Source organism: Vibrio splendidus, assembly GCF_003345295.1.
Taxonomy (GTDB): Bacteria; Pseudomonadota; Gammaproteobacteria; order Enterobacterales; family Vibrionaceae; genus Vibrio; species Vibrio splendidus_K.
The window spans coordinates 2,045,343-2,060,699 of the sequence record NZ_CP031055.1 but is presented as its reverse complement, the minus strand read 5'-3'; the positions used below and the strand labels follow the sequence as shown (position 1 = coordinate 2,060,699).

Here is a 15,357-nt window from a genome sequence, read left to right as displayed (position 1 = left end):
TTCACAAAACGTGTTTTTCTTGTGAGCTATCAGGCTACGAGAATCTCATTTTGATTAACTTTATTTAAACAATGTAAGAGTGGTAATTATGACTTATTGATAGAACTCATTCATTAAATTGAGGTGAAAACGCTACCTTTTGCATAATAAGTCAGAGTGAATCGCTATTTATTCCAAATTATTAGGTTAATAATTTGTTGCATGTTATTCCGTGTGGTGCTAGTTTGTATCGCATGAAAAGGTCGGAGTACCTTGCATTTTCACAAACTTGGGAGAGAAAGCGCATGAAAGATGTACCAGCGCTGGACATAAAGGATCTACACAAAACGTTTGGTCAAAATGAAGTTTTAAAGGGAATTTCACTTTCTGCGCATAAAGGCGATGTAGTCTCGATTATCGGATCTTCTGGGTCTGGTAAAAGTACTTTCCTTAGATGTATCAACCTTTTAGAGACACCTACCGCCGGCGAAATTTGGGTTAATGGCGAATTAATTCAAATGAAAAACAACCGCCAAGGTGTTTCAGTTCCTGCCAATGAAAAACAAGTACAGCGAATCCGTTCTCGCCTAGCGATGGTTTTTCAGGGTTTCAATCTGTGGTCTCACCTGACCGTTCTCGAAAATGTTATCGAAGCGCCTGTTCACGTCTTAGGTGTACCTAAAGCACAAGCGATTGAAAATGCAGAGTTACTACTGAAGAAAGTCGGTCTGTACGAGCGTAAAGATTACTACCCGGGTCACTTGTCTGGCGGACAACAACAGCGTGCTGCTATTGCGCGAGCGCTAGCGGTTGATCCTGAAGTTATGCTGTTTGATGAACCAACATCGGCATTAGACCCTGAGTTAGTAGGCGAAGTGCTTGGTGTAATGCGCGATCTAGCAGAAGAGGGCAGAACCATGCTTGTGGTAACACATGAAATGGCTTTCGCACGCGACGTATCAAATCATGTGATGTTCTTGCATCAAGGTCTAGTGGAAGAACAGGGCGATCCAGCTAAACTGTTTACGGAACCTGAATCTGAGCGTTTACAACAATTTATCTCATCGATTTACTAATCAGAATTGAAATACCGCCGCTAAGGAAAATGGCGACGGTATGAACAATAAAACACAACAAGTAAGTTAATAAGCAACAACAAACACAATATTAAAATTAGCAAAACATAAAAACCTAAATCACAGGAGTAGGGATATGAAAAAGTGGTTATTAGTCGCGGCACTTGCTGCAACTGCTGCAACGGGCGTAGCTCAAGCAAAAGAATGGAAAACAGTACGTTTCGGTATTGAAGGTGCTTACCCACCATTTAGCTGGACAGAAGCTGACGGTTCACTAAAAGGCTTCGATGTTGATATGGCTAATGCGCTTTGTACCGAAATGCAGGTGCAGTGTAAGATCGTTGCACAAGATTGGGATGGTATTATTCCTTCTCTACTTGCTCGTAAATATGATGCGATCATCGCGGCAATGTCTATCACGGAAGAGCGTAAGAAAAAGATCGATTTCACTGGTAAATACGCACTTATCCCAAACAAGTTCATCGCTAAAAAAGGTGCAGGCCTTAACTTTGATGATCTAAGTGGTCAAAAAATTGCCGTTCAACGTGCAACAACTCACGATAAGTACCTAACAGACAACTACGGCGACACAGTAGAGATCGTTCGTTACGGTTCATTCGATGAAGCTTACCTTGATCTAGCTAACGGTCGTGTTGCTGCTGTACTGGGTGATGCATCGGCTCTAGAAGAAGGCGTACTAAACAAAGCGGGTGGTGAAGACTACGAGTTTGTTGGCCCATCACTAACAGATCCTAAATGGTTCGGCGATGGTTTTGGTATTGCTCTACGTAAGCAAGACAAAGATCTGACTAAGCAATTAGATGCGGCAATCCTTTCACTACGTGAAAAAGGCATCTACCAAGATATCGCAGCTAAATACTTCAACTACGACGTATACGGTCAGTAATATCTAGCGTCAATTCTTAAGGGAGAGGTTCTCCTCTCCCTGTCTTACCAACTTTTTCGCAGTTCTGTTGGAATTCATTATGTTTGATTTACAAGGATATGAAGCTTCGATCCTGAAAGGGGCGGTGCTTACAATCGAAGTTGCCTTGCTGTCGCTAATTTTAGCTATGGTTCTTGGTATGCTAGGTGCCTTAGCAAAACTTGCGCCTTATCGCTGGGCTCGTGCAATTGCAACCCTCTACACAACTGTCATTCGAGGCATCCCCGATCTCGTCTTGATGATGCTGATTTTCTTTGGTGGACAAATCCTTTTAAACAACAGTTTGTATTCCATCAATGAGTGGCTCAATGAGTGGTTCACATCAAGTGATCCTAACCATGAATGGACCGCTTATTTACCTGATTATATCGATGTCAGCCCATTCATTGCTGGTGTCTTAACCATTGGCTTTATCTTTGGTGCTTACATGGCTGAAACTTTCCGTGGTGCAATCATGGCTGTCGACAGCGGTGAGATGGAAGCGGCAAAGGCCTACGGCATGGGACCCGTCTTAGCGTTCCGCCGTATTCTGTTACCTCAAATGATTCGTCACGCACTGCCGGGTTTTGGTAACAACTGGTTGGTTCTACTTAAGACCACCGCGTTGGTTTCGATTATCGGCCTAGAGGACATGGTACGTGTTAGTGCATTGGCTGCTGGTTCAACCAAAATGCCATTTACCTTTTATATGACAGTGGCTCTTATTTTCCTATTCTTCACCAGTGTTTCGACGGGCTTGCTTAAGTTGGTTGAACGTAAATTCAGTATCCACGCGAGGTAGTTATGGACTTTTCATTGATAATTGAAAGCCTGCCGATTTACCTTAGTGGTTTATGGACAACGGCTTGGATGGTTTGCGTCGCTTTGATCATTGGCTTATGTGTAGCAATACCATTAGCTATTGCTCGTAACAGCCCAAATATGCTGATTAACGCTCCAGCTTGGTCGTTCATCTATTTCTTCCGTGGTACGCCATTATTGGTGCAGTTGTACCTCATTTACTACGGAATGGATCAGTTCTTCCCGGTAAAAGATACACTATGGGAAAATGCATGGTTTTGTGCTTTGGTGGCATTCATTCTTAATACATCGGCATACACAGCAGAAATCATTCGCGGTGCCATTAACGGCTTACCTAAAGGTGAAGTTGAAGCAGCAAAAGCGTACGGCATGAGCACACCCAAGACATACCGCCGCATTATTCTTCCAAGCGCTTTACGTCGAGCATTACCGGCTTACAGTAATGAAGTTATCTTTATGCTTCATGGCTCAGCGGTAGCAGGTATCGTAACCATTATGGATCTAACGGGTGCTGCCCGTTTGGTTAACTCACGTTACTACGCACCATTTGAATCATTCTTAACAGCAGGCCTATTCTACATGGGGCTAACGTTTATCATTATTGCGATTTTCAAATTCGCAGAGAAGCGTTTCCTTGCTTACCTAAGACCACTTAGCTAATTGCACTTTGTACAAATCATAGTTAAAAAAACGGCGCTTCTATAGCGCCGTTTTTTATAGCATTAAACAAGTCGTGTGATTTTGAATTCTACGAGCTTTCGAGAAGTTACGTCCCAACGAAATAGTTACCTTGCTTCAAATTAAACTAACGTATTCATGAGATTGATTGCTTTAGGTTTGGCGATAGATAGACTCAGCAAAATTTTGTTGTTGTATGGAATAATGATGAAAAAGAGTAAGTTACTATCCAATTGGGTTCTTTGTGCTATTGCTTTATCACTTTTTGGATGTGGAGGTGGCAGCGGCGGTGAAAGTGCTCAAACTGGTTCTGGTGGTTCTGGTGGTTCTGGTGGTTCTGGTGGTTCTGGTGGTTCTGGTGGTTCTGGTGGTTCTGGTGGTTCTGGTGGTTCCGGAGGAGAAGGAAACGAAGGCGACGGAAGTGGTGAGCCTGGTATCACTCCGGTTCCACAAACTGCTGTTCAAAAGGCGTTGGCCACAGGTGATGCTTCTTATGTTAAGGATTCCAAAGAGTTCATTGATGCCAGCCGAGCATTAGTTGCTCAATACAACTCGAACTTCAATCATATTAAGCAAGCATTATCCCAAAACTCTGAAGGAGAGCCTTTACGCAATCTTCATTGGGATCCAACACACGACACGGCAATTATCTTACCAACTTATGGCTTTAACGATGTCATCTTACAAACCAATAAAGCGATGCAAGATGGGTATTCCGACCAAGAGCTTGCCATTGGTATTGCGGGTTATACGTCAGATAACAGTCGCTATGCAGCATTGGCAAGTAACCCGTTTCGAACTAAGCAGCGCTTTCCAGATTCTGTTAACGAAGAGATGGATATTTGGCTAGAAAACTTGGTTAAGTGGGCTTCTGATAATGATTCGCCACAAAATGTCGTATTAGCTCAGCTCGATCAATCTCATTATTTTCCTGACGACCAAGCAACACGAGATTGGTTGACTAGTAATATCAATCCTTCAATGGTTATTAATGCCGACAATGCTTGTGATGGCGATAAGTTGAGTCAATGCGTTGAAAGCAATAACCCTGATTTACTGGTTTTGTCCCAAAAGCTGAATGATGGTGATGACATTGAAGATGTGATTACGGGTTTACGCTTGGCGTTCAATAAAAATATACCAGTGTTATACCTACATCTTGATGGCGGTATGACGGACTTAGGTAACGCGCTATTTTCAGAAATGCACATGACTTACGTTGGCGACAACTATTGGCGTAAGCTCGGTTTATCGAACTGGGATTCTACACAGCTGATAGATCGAATGCCGGATAATATTGTTCAACAACAAGCGCTTTTACAGCGTCTGAAAGACAACAGTTTCACCGTCGATCTGAATTCGTGTGATGACAAATCTTGTCCTGACGATTCCAACATGAATGAAGAGTTCTATGTCGCTGCGAACAGTATTCGTTCACACCTAACGACTCTTGATAGTAAAAAAATTGATCTGTTTGCAACCGATGATTACGAATATGAAAAGTTGTTGCTGTTACTCGCTGATCGTTATCGCCAAGATGTTCAATACCCGATGGGTAAAGGCGTAACTGAGAGAATCGAGTTTCTTCGTTCTTACTATAGTGATTACGCCACATACAACAGCCGTTTGTATAATGCAGCGCAACCAAGCTTAGGTAATTTCAGTTCTAAGAGTTTTGATAATGTACCGTTGGTCACCAAGCTTATTTCCTTAGAGTCTAAGAGAAACTTTCGTGCGGCTGGTGTCTATGCTTTGCCGGGTAAGACAATCAAAGTGACTCGTTTGGACAACAATGAGGTCGCGACATCGATAGCATTTAATACCCTACGTAGTGGCGCGACTCACGAATTTTCGGGCGATGACGGCTATGCTAGGCCGAAGTTTTTGACGTCAGTAACCTATCCAGTGAAAACAGGAGAGACGATTTCTCTGACTTCTGCCTATGGCGGAACATTACAGGTTCATTTTGATACCAATGATATTAATGTTGAGCTACGTTTTGAAAATGTTGCTCAACACCCTGTTTGGCGAAGTGAAGCCGACAACGACAGTTTTGTCGCGCAGCTGGAAGAAGGAAAGTTTGATTGGGCCGAGTTGGTTACACCTGGGTTCGAAGTCCATTCTAAACTAGACAAGATGAAAGAGTCTATCGGTGCCTCAGATTGGGCGCAGCCGCATGATATGGCACTCGCCACTGAGCGTTATGTACATAACTTTCCTCATGCGCTTGCAGGTTTTAGAGGTCCTGGGATTGATGAAATTACTGAAGTTCATCAATACGGTGAGGCAAAGGACTGGGAAATTGCGAATATTGATATCGTGAAGCACATGAATGCCGATCAAGCGAACTGTGGTTACGGCTGTTCAGGAAACCCTTACGATGCTTACTGGTCTTTTCACCCGTTAGGGCATGGTGATCTTCATGAGTTAGGGCATGGCTTAGAGAGAGGTCGTTTCAGATTTTCTGGATGGGATGGTCATTCAACAACCAACTACTATTCGTATTTTAGTAAATCAAAATACTATAAAGACACCGGAAAGGTATCTTCTTGCCAAGGCTTAGATTTTAAAGGGCAGTATCAGCTTTTACAGCAGAGCCGGACTCAACCTGATCCAAGTGCTTTTATGGCGGCTCAAAATCAAACTGGTTGGAGTTGGGGAGCTCGTATCTACATTCAAATGATGATGCTTGCAGAGCAGCAGGGTGTATTGAATTCGGGGTGGCATTTATTAGGGCGCTTGCACTTGATTGAGAGAGAGTTTAATCGCGTGAAAGGCGGTGATGAACTTTGGAACGATCGAAAAGGCTCGATTGGTTTTTCAGATTATACGAGACAAGAAGCGGTAGATATTACAAACAATGATTGGTTGCTTATCGCATTGAGTTACGTTGCAGAACGGAATATGACGCAATACTTAGATATGTGGGGATTCAGTTTCAGTGACAAAGCGAAGCAACAAGTCACAGCTCTTAGTCTAAGTAACATGCCTTTGACATATTTTGCATCGTCTAATCAAGGATATTGTTTAGATGAGTTTGCTAAGACGCCGTTAGACGTTGACGGCACGACCATTTGGCCGCTTAACTAGGTATATGACAGATAGAGTCACGAATAAAAAGAGAGGAGATATTATCTCCTCTCTTTCGTTATTAGCTTCTGATCAGCATTGTGAGTACTATTTGCTTGCTACTTGATCTGGCTAAGTTTTGTTACCTAAAAATGACTATTTAAACGTAGACCAAATCGGAGCGTGGTCTGATGGTTTTTCAATACCGCGTAGCTCGTAGTCGATGCCCGCTTCAGTACATTTGTCAGCAAGCTTTTGAGTTGCTAGGACCACATCAATACGCAGACCACGGTTGTCTACGAAGCCTTTTGAGCGGTAATCAAACCACGAGTATTGATCGTTCACTTCAGGGTGTAGTAAACGGAAGCTGTCCACAAAACCCCAATCCATCAGTGTTTTCAACCATTCGCGCTCTTCTGGTTGGAAAGAACACTTACCTGTTTTCAACCAACGTTTCGCATTAGGTTCACCAATACCGATATCAATATCGGTAGGGCTGATATTAATGTCGCCCATTACGATCACTTGTTCATCTTTGTTGTGGTAATCGTTCAGGTACGTCATTAAGTCTTTGTAGAACTCACGCTTGTACGGGTATTTGGTTTCATGCTTAATGTTGTCTCCTTGAGGGAAGTAACCGTTTAGTACCGTTACCTTTTCACCGTTTTCATCTTCAAACGTAGCCATGATCATACGCTTTTGATGGTATTCATTGTCTGTAGGAAAACCTTTCTGCACAGAGATAGGTTCTTGCTTACACAACATTGCCACACCGTAGTGTGCTTTTTGGCCGTGGAAGTAAACCTTGTAGCCCATCGCTTCAACATCAGCGAGCGGGAAGGCTTCATCGTGCACTTTAATTTCTTGAAGACCAATCACGTCGGGTTGGTGTTTGTCGATAATCGCTTGCAGTTGGTGAAGGCGGGCTCTAAGGCCATTGATGTTGAAGCTAATAACTTTCATTTGTTTTTATACCTCTCAGAAATCTTTGTCACTACGAGCTTTCAAAGATTTTTTGATTTGGTTGATTTCATGGTTCATCGTATTTAACCATGCTTAATAATTTCTGTCGCCACTTTATAAAGACAAAATGGCGACGTTAAATGGTGTGAATACCTACAGTTACGTTGAGCCTACTGAGTTTTTAGCAAGTCTAAAAAGAAGGCGTATTCAAGTGCGTCTTCTTTGAGTCGTTTAAATCGACCAGAAGCCCCGCCGTGACCAGCTTCCATATCGGTTTTGAACAACAATACATTATTGTCTGTTTTCATTTCACGCAGTTTCGCCACCCACTTCATTGGTTCAAAGTACTGTACTTGTGAGTCATGCAGGCCTGTTGTTACTAACATGTTCGGGTAGCTTTGAACTTTCACATTGTCATATGGCGAGTAACCTAGCATGTAATCGTAGTAGGTTTTATCGTTGGGGTTGCCCCATTCGTCATACTCGTTTGTGGTGAGAGGAATCGATTCATCAAGCATTGTCGTCACCACGTCTACAAACGGAACATGTGCACCAATACCACGGTACAGTTCTGGTGCTTGGTTGATGATTGCGCCCATCAATAGACCGCCAGCCGAGCCGCCTACCGCAAATACTTTATCCTTAGCGCCGTAACCTTCTTCAACAAGCCCTTTGGTTACATCAATAAAGTCGTTGAACGTGTTTTGTTTGGTCAGTTTCTTGCCATTTTCATACCAAGGGCGACCAAGCATTTCTGAACCACGAATATGTGCGATAGCATAAACGAATCCGCGATCAAGTAAGCTGAGGCGAGCCGATCCAAAGGTTGGTTCGATTGTGTGGCCGTAAGAGCCATAGCCGTATTGATAGATAGGGTTAGTGCCGTCTTTCTTGAATAAGTCTTTGCGATATACCAAAGAGACAGGTACTTGCTTACCATCGCGAGCCGTTACCATGATTCGCTCTGATTGGTAGTTATCCGCTTCGAAATCACCTAATACGGGTGTCTGCTTCATTAGCTCAGGTTCACCTGTACTTAGATCGAAATCATAGTAAGTACCTGGCGTGGTTAAGCTGCTGTAATAGACACGAACTTTTGAGTTATCTAATTCATAGTTACTCGTTAGGTAAGCGGCAAATGCGGTGTCGTTAAATTCAAGTGGGAACTCGTTACCTGTTGATAGTTGGCGAACTTTCACTGTAGACAAGCCATTCGCACGTTGTTCGTAAACAAGATGGTCATCAAACAGTTCGAAATCTACAAGTTGAGTGCCGTCGTCTGCTGGGATGACGTCGACCCATTTTGAACGGTCATGCATGTCAGCCGTGTTTACTTTCATTAAACGGAAGTTGACGGCTTGGTAGTTAGTGTCGATGTAATACCAATCATCTAGCTTAGCGATGCTGTACTCGATGCCAGTCTCTCGTGGGTAGAAAGCTTCTGCTTTCGCGTTTGGGTTGTTGGCATCAATCATCGAAACACCACTGGTTTCAGTGCTCGAGTGCCAGATGTAGACCTTTTCACCGTCTTTGCTTTTACTCAAAGAGGTGTAGTAAGCGCTGTCGGTTTCTTCGTAGATTAGCTCATCGCTTGTCTGAGGTGTGCCCAATACATGTCGTAAAACTTGGTAACCCAGCAATGTTTGTGGATCTTTCTTGATGTAGTAGAAGGCTTGGTTGTCGTTTTGCCATCCAATTGCACTCGAGGCACCTTCAATTTCGTCTTTCAGATATTCACCTGTCGTGAGGTCTTTAATCTTGATGGTGTAGATTCGGCGGCTAAGCGTATCTTCGCCATAGGCCAACAAGTTTTCGTTTGGACTGATCGTCAAGCCACCAACACTGAAGAATTCATGTTCTTTTGCCAGTGCGTTAACGTCTAAAATGATTTGCTTGTCTGCGCCTGCAAAGTCTTTTGCACGTAAGTGAACGGGGTATTCGTTGTCACCTGTGACTTCATTCGAATAGAAGTAGCTGCCTTTGCGAACCGGTACTGAATTGTCGTCTTTTGCGATTCGCCCTTTGATCTCTTCAAATAACTGTTCTTGTGATGCTTCAGTGTGTTTCAGCACGGCCTCTGCGTACTGGTTCTCTTGCTCAAGATGCTGCAAGATCTCTGGGTCTTGGCGTTCATCATCACGCATCCAGTAATAATCATCGATTCGGGTATCACTATGAATCGTCATTGCATGAGGGACTTTCTTAGCTACGGGGGCTTGGGTTTGATGTGCGATGAGTTGCGATGGAGAGTTGTGGTCCATGGTTGTTATTCCTTGATTGCTGCATCCGGCGACAAGCGCGACCGATACGGCTAATGTGGTTAAAGCGAAACGCATCTGTATATCCTTAGTGTGCACCTTACTCGTTTTAATGCCAGCATCCTTTGTAATCTGAACTTGGGTTCTTCCAGTGATGTTATTTATAATTGGATTCTGGATAGGCACTTTCAGCGTAAGTGTCTGTTATTGTTTTCAAAAAATCAAAGTAATGTTAAATGAAATTGCTGATAAGTGAGAGTGGAAGGAATAAATGCGAAACAAAAAGGGGACACACTTTTCAGTATGTCCCTCTTCGTTGTTTGGGCAGGGTTCGAGTTTTACTTTAGATAGCCAATGGCATTTCATTTGAATGGTCAGGTTTACGATTAACCCAACGTAAACCAAGCATGGCGATGAATGACATTGCAATCATCAAGCAACCGAGTGGCAGTTGGTCTTGAGCAGGGAAGAACGATGCCAATAGTGTTGCGATGCCAGCACCTAGGTTCTGCATACCACCGAGGATCGCGCCCCCTGTACCTGCGTGGAATGGGAATGGCGAAAGCGCTCCCGTTGTTGCTGCTGGAAATAAGATACCAGCGCCTAAGAAGTAAATCGTTGCACCGCCAATCAAAGTTAATGCTGTTGTTTGACCGAATAGACCCGGTATCAACACCACTGTTGAGCCTACCAAGATAGCAACTAGACCAACATTCAGTACGCGGCGCTCACTGCGACGTTGTGCGATGTAACTAGATAGGCCTGCACCGACTAAGTAACCCGGAATGGGTAAGACAAACAACAAGCTTACTGTGGTTGCAGGTAAGCCAAGTACGCCGCCAAGCAACACACCTGCCGCTGCTTCAAATACGGCTACGCCAGCAAAGGTTGCGACTAATACCAATAAGAAACCTTGGAAACGTTTGTCAGACAGAACGAATTTGTAGCTGTTGGCAACTGATTCATGCTTGCGTCGTTCTTTCGGTAGTGTTTCCATCATGCTCGTCATCATAGTGATCACAACAGCAATACCAAACAGTGCAAGGAATAAGTAGCTAGAACGCCAGCCGAAAGCTTCTGTCAGGTAACCGCCCAATACAGGAGCCATCAATGGTGAGAAAATCACACACATGCTAATCAAGCTGTTTGCACGGTGCAGTTCTGCGCCTTCAAAACAGTCGCGAGTCAATGTACGAGACATCGCACCGCCACAACCGATACCCAAACCTTGGATAAAGCTACCCGCTAAGAACCATTCATATTCATGAGCGAATAATGCGACCAAAGTACCGATGATGTAGATGATCAAACCAATCACGATGATCGGTTTACGACCTAGGCGATCAGAAAGTGGGCCGTAAACAAATTGCGACAGACCATAAGGGATCAAGTAACACGCCATCACTGCTTGCAGTGAAGATGCCGAAACTAAGAACTCACCCGACATATGACCGATAGAAGGCACGTACATCGTTTGAGTCATTTGACCTACGGCAGTCAGAATAGCGATTAAAAAGGTAAGTTTCGCTAATGGAAACGAGGCAGACATTTGCGTTTCTCTCCAAAAATTAAAGACGTAAAAAGCCTTAGCGCTCCTTTGAGGAGAGCCAAATGAATAAAGTGTTCAGGGAATCTAGGCGCGAGATATTAGAGGTTGAGTGCCGAGTTAGCAATCAAAAAGTGTGAAGTTGATCAAGATAAAAATCTATAGTTTGGATTATTAAAACTAATCTGAAATTGTTGTATTCTCAACGATCAAAAGGGGGAATGTTTTTCCTAGAAATTTCGATGCTATGGTTATGCCTAAAGTGTTAGTTCAATAGTTACATGGCCCATGATGGCGTGAATACATTTAGTTGAAATCACAGAAAAAAGGCAAAAGACACGGCCTATTAACATTTATGTAAACTTTCGTTTTATATGTAAGCAATTTGTGCTGTAATTATCCGCTAAGCTATTCGTCAAACTTATTTACATTGTGCTCTTCAATTCATCTCAATGTGGTAGTTACGGTTATGGAAGTCTTTTGGCTTAAATAAGGATATTAAATGCGCTCACTATCGGTACAGTGGAAAATCACCCTGCTTGCAGGCTGCTGTCTAATCATTACTTCACTGTCTCTTATTGGTTTTTCAATCTATAACGCGACCAGTAACCAACAAGTCATCAAATCTCAAAGCTCAGAATCAGTTATCAATAAAACTCAGCAGTTGCTGGCGTCTGTTTCTCAGCTTAATGCTCAAGAAACCCAACGTTATGTAGACGAAGCGGTTTACCGCGCAGAAATGTTAGCAGCCAGTGCTCAGTTTCTAAAGAACAATGCGGATGAAAACTTTACCCCAAGTGAAGAGCTTCGTACTGCGTTAGATGAAATGGTTCGTCGCTCAGTTTTGAACTTTGATTCTATTCAAGGTGCATATTTAGTTTTCCAACCTGATTTACTTGATGGTGAAGATGCGAATTATGTCGATGCGGACTATGTTGGATCTAATGAAAAAGGTCGTTTTGCTCCTTATTGGAAGGTGGCGGATAACGGCGAAAATGTTCTAGCGAACGTTCTGTCAGAACCTATCTTGAGCGATGATAGTAATAGCGAACGCTTTTATTGTCCTTTGTCTTCAGGGCAAACGTGTATTAGTACTCCACGAGTCGTGAACAGCGGTGGTACTGCATTACTTACCTCTTCAATTTCAGTACCTATCTTAGTTGATGATGTTGCTATTGGCTTCTTGGGTATTGACCTAAGGCTAGATGGCTTGACCAGTGTGGTCACGCAATCAGATCAAAGCTTATTTGATGGCGCTGGTGCCGTTTATGTTGTCAGCCTAGACGGTTCAGTTATTGCTTCAGATGACTCAAGTATTGCAGTCGGCTCGGTCTTTCAAAGTGACAATACCAACAGTGATTTAATGACTGACTTTATTTTCGGTGGTGAAGTGACGACTCAATGGAGTGAGAATGGTGAGTGGTTACTCGCATTCGCGCCTGTTTTCGCAGCCAACCAAACTTGGGGCGTGTTGTTTGAGATCCCGCGTGAGAGCGTGGTTGCCGATGCTAACCGATTGGATTCAATCATTAGTACTAAAGTAAGCGAAGGCATCCAAACGGAAGTGATTGCAGGCGTCATCTTTATTCTTTTTGGTTTAGCTATTATCGCGTTTTCTTCATTGTCTATTGTTAAGCCTATCCGACAGGTAGTCGAAAGGCTCAATGATATCGCTTCTGGTGAAGGTGATTTGACTCAGCGTTTGGAAGTGAAATCTCAAGACGAAATTGGTCAGTTATCACAAGGGTTTAACCTGTTCTTAGACAAGCTTCAGCACACGATTAAAGAAGTGATTCAAACCACTGAGCAAGTGGCGAGCACGACAAGCCAAGCTAAGGCATCAGCATCAAGTACACGTGAAAGCAGTGAATCTCAATTTAAAGAAGTCGATCTAGTGGCAACAGCCGCAGAAGAGATGACTCAGACTGCTGGCTTAGTGGTACAAAATGCAGAAGTTGCAGTTGATGCTGCTTGTGAAGCGAACCGTTCTGCTCGACAAGGGCAACAAGTCATCGAGCTCTCAGCTGGAGAAATGAGAAAGCTGGTGGAGCGTATGTCGAGCGCTGTTCCTATTGTTGAAGAGTTAGCTAAAAATAACGGTAACATCACCGAAATCTTAAGTGTTATTGAAGGGATCTCAGAGCAAACCAACTTACTAGCATTGAATGCGGCGATTGAAGCGGCGAGGGCGGGTGAGCAAGGGCGAGGTTTTGCTGTTGTAGCTGATGAGGTAAGAAACTTAGCAAGTCGTACACAATCATCGGTTGGTGAAATCAGAGCGGTGATCGACAAGGTTCATGCTGGAACTCAAGATGTTGTTGAAGCGATACAAGAAGGTAATATCTTAGCCAACGATACTGCGTTACATGTTCAAAATGCAGTTGAAGATCTTGGTTCGATTTTCACTTCAATTGAAGAGATCAGCGATATGAATAGCCAGATCGTGAGAGCAGCAGAAGAGCAGCAATCGGTTTCCGGTGAAGTGAATCAAAGTGTGGTTAACATTCGCGACTTAAGTGCGAAAATTTTGGAACAAGCTGCAGCTTCTGAGCAAGTGGGCAGCGAAATCGAGCAACTATCTCAACAGCAACAGAAATTGGTGAATCAATTCAAGGTCTAGTAGTTGAAGGTCTAGTAGTTCACGGTTTGGCTATTTAAGTTTAGCTAACGGTTGAATCGAAAAAGGGACAAATGAAGATTTCATTTGTCCCTTTTCTGTTTTTCTAAGGCTATTAGGCTATTAGGCTATTAGGCTATTAGGCTATTAGGTTCTAGGGCTCGGTGATATTCATCGAAACCAATTAACCAAGTTAGTCTTCGATAAACCAGTAACCTTTATTTACCAATTCAGTCACGACAGTGACACCTGAAGGAGTCAAAGTGGTTGCTGAGTTAATCACCGAGTCATCACACAGTACGTTTAGTAGCGATGAATCCGCTTCTTCAACCTTGACCACTTCACCATTGATGTAAGCCGTGTTGCTTTCATTCTCATGGTAGAGCGCTTTTAAGCCCGATACTCGACAGATCTCGCCTTCTGACTCTAAGTGCTGAGCGATCTCTTCTTCTGTCCATAATGGCTCAGGAGCGACGATATCAAGCTGGTGGCGTGATTGGCTTAGCAAACATCCCATGAATTCGCTGATGGTTTCAGGTTGCTCTAATGCAGATTTCAACATATCAGTTAGATTGCTTAAATCCGATGAACGAATTTTGCCGTAGCCTTCTTGCGTTTTGAATTCTGGATCGTGCAGGTGCACGTCACCCATATCATGAGCAAGCACAAAATCGGCGAAGTTGCTGATTAGCTCTTGCTCTTTAGGAGAGCGGTAGCCTATAGAATAGCTCATTGATGGCTCTAACGTGTTGCCTTCATGCGGGAAACCCGGTGGGATATAAAGGATATCGCCCGGCTCTAAGGTTTCATCAATGATCGGTTCAAAACCTTCGATTTGACGAAGTGCAGAAGCTTGGACTGTCTCTTTGTATTGGCCCACATCTTTTGCGCCGACTTTCCACTGGCGTTTACCTTGACCTTGAATGATGAATACGTCGTATTGATCAATATGGGGGCCAACGCCACCTTCTGGTGCTGAGTAGCAGATCATTAGGTCGTCGAATAACCAGTTTGGTAAAGCTTGGAACGCTTCTGTCAGCTGATTTGCACCTTGGTGCCAGTGATTCGCTGCTTGAACGATCAATTGCCAATGTGTTTCAGTTAGCTCGCCAAATTTCTCTTCTGAGAATGGACCATGTTCTGCAGTCCATTGGTTGTCGAGGTTAGAGACAAAGCGAGAATCCACTTCTTCTTCCATCGATAAACCAGCAAGTTCTTCCGGCGAAATTGGGTCGACGAAGTTTTGGAAGCCACCTTTTAAGATGGTTGGTTTTTTATGCCAGTAGTTTTCAAGAAATTCGGGCATAGAAAAGCTAAGTTGGTACATGTGAATCCTGTATGTTTTTATGCTAGATGCTAGATGCTAGATGCTAGATGCTAGATGCTAGATGCTAGATGCTAGATGCTAGATGCTAGATGCTAGA

10 protein-coding genes are annotated in these 15,357 nt (G+C 43.5%); 6 read left to right on the top strand and 4 right to left on the bottom strand.

Features of this window, described 5'->3' with window-relative positions:
* Positions 1 to 284 precede the first annotated feature (284 nt).
* The 5 genes from DUN60_RS08980 to DUN60_RS08960 all read left to right on the top strand — a co-directional run bounded on the left by DUN60_RS08980 (position 285) and on the right by DUN60_RS08960 (position 6,570).
* Positions 285 to 1,055, top strand: coding sequence for an ABC transporter ATP-binding protein (locus tag DUN60_RS08980; protein WP_004736532.1), 771 nt, complete (start codon positions 285 to 287; stop codon positions 1,053 to 1,055).
* 136 nt (positions 1,056 to 1,191) lie between these two features.
* On the top strand, positions 1,192 to 1,962 hold the full coding sequence (locus tag DUN60_RS08975) for an ABC transporter substrate-binding protein (protein WP_017078148.1): 771 nt from the start codon (positions 1,192 to 1,194) through the stop codon (positions 1,960 to 1,962).
* Positions 1,963 to 2,041: 79 nt separating this feature from the next.
* Entirely contained in the window at positions 2,042 to 2,782 is a 741-nt protein-coding gene (locus tag DUN60_RS08970; RefSeq protein ID WP_004736534.1) for an ABC transporter permease, read from the top strand.
* Positions 2,783 to 2,784: 2 nt separating this feature from the next.
* Positions 2,785 to 3,462, top strand: a complete 678-nt coding sequence (locus DUN60_RS08965) for an ABC transporter permease (protein WP_004736535.1) — start codon at positions 2,785 to 2,787, stop codon at positions 3,460 to 3,462.
* 225 nt (positions 3,463 to 3,687) lie between these two features.
* Positions 3,688 to 6,570, top strand: coding sequence for an ImpA family metalloprotease (locus tag DUN60_RS08960; protein WP_114633790.1), 2,883 nt, complete (start codon positions 3,688 to 3,690; stop codon positions 6,568 to 6,570).
* 135 nt (positions 6,571 to 6,705) lie between these two features.
* Here DUN60_RS08960 and xthA read toward each other — a convergent pair whose 3' ends face one another.
* The 3 genes from xthA to emrD form a co-directional block, all read right to left on the bottom strand.
* Positions 6,706 to 7,512, bottom strand: a complete 807-nt coding sequence (xthA, locus tag DUN60_RS08955) for an exodeoxyribonuclease III (RefSeq protein ID WP_114633789.1) — start codon at positions 7,510 to 7,512, stop codon at positions 6,706 to 6,708.
* Between the two features lie 170 nt (positions 7,513 to 7,682).
* Positions 7,683 to 9,773 carry a S9 family peptidase gene (locus DUN60_RS08950; RefSeq protein WP_162808229.1) on the bottom strand — a complete coding sequence of 697 codons (2,091 nt, stop codon included), beginning with the start codon at positions 9,771 to 9,773 and terminating at the stop codon, positions 7,683 to 7,685.
* A gap of 340 nt (positions 9,774 to 10,113) precedes the next feature.
* Positions 10,114 to 11,319 (bottom strand): multidrug efflux MFS transporter EmrD, encoded by a 1,206-nt coding sequence (emrD, locus tag DUN60_RS08945; protein WP_029405212.1) that lies wholly within the window; start codon positions 11,317 to 11,319, stop codon positions 10,114 to 10,116.
* A gap of 499 nt (positions 11,320 to 11,818) precedes the next feature.
* On the opposite strand from emrD, the gene DUN60_RS08940 reads away from it, so the two are divergent.
* Entirely contained in the window at positions 11,819 to 13,936 is a 2,118-nt protein-coding gene (locus DUN60_RS08940; protein WP_114633787.1) for a methyl-accepting chemotaxis protein, read from the top strand.
* Between the two features lie 190 nt (positions 13,937 to 14,126).
* On the opposite strand, the gene DUN60_RS08935 is transcribed toward DUN60_RS08940, so the two are convergent.
* Positions 14,127 to 15,260, bottom strand: coding sequence for a ribosomal protein uL16 3-hydroxylase (locus tag DUN60_RS08935; protein ID WP_076648125.1), 1,134 nt, complete (start codon positions 15,258 to 15,260; stop codon positions 14,127 to 14,129).
* Between the last annotated feature and the right edge of the window lie 97 nt (positions 15,261 to 15,357).